The sequence below is a fragment of the Vibrio sp. 10N.222.49.C9 genome (assembly GCF_041474985.1).
In the GTDB taxonomy this organism is placed as follows: Bacteria; Pseudomonadota; Gammaproteobacteria; order Enterobacterales; family Vibrionaceae; genus Vibrio; species Vibrio crassostreae_C.
This window is the reverse complement of sequence record NZ_JBFRVD010000691.1, coordinates 1-239: the sequence shown is the minus strand read 5'-3', so window position 1 is coordinate 239 and position 239 is coordinate 1. Positions and strand designations below refer to the sequence as shown.

The window sequence follows — 239 nt, the reverse complement described above, 5'->3', positions numbered from 1 at the left end:
TTACTTATGTTGTTTAGGGATAAAAATATGAATTGTAAAACTATGTTAGCGAGTTCGCTCGTGTTGGCCTTTACCTCGTTCCCAGCTCTGGCTGTGTTTAATGGTTCGGAAACGGTGAAAGAGGACTATCAGAATCACTTTGTCCGTTTTGTTGCGAAAGGTAATCAAGGCGTTCAGCACAAAAACTGCGGCGGTATGTTGGTTGGAGGAAAATATCTTCTGACGGCGCATCACTGTGC

General features: G+C 43.5%; 1 protein-coding gene. It reads left to right on the top strand.

Going from position 1 to position 239, the window contains the following annotated elements; all coding sequences use genetic code 11:
• Positions 1-27: 27 nt before the first annotated feature.
• Positions 28-239, top strand: a 212-nt coding sequence (locus tag AB4585_RS25105) for a trypsin-like serine protease (RefSeq protein WP_372171473.1), incomplete at its 3' end; no start/stop codon positions are given.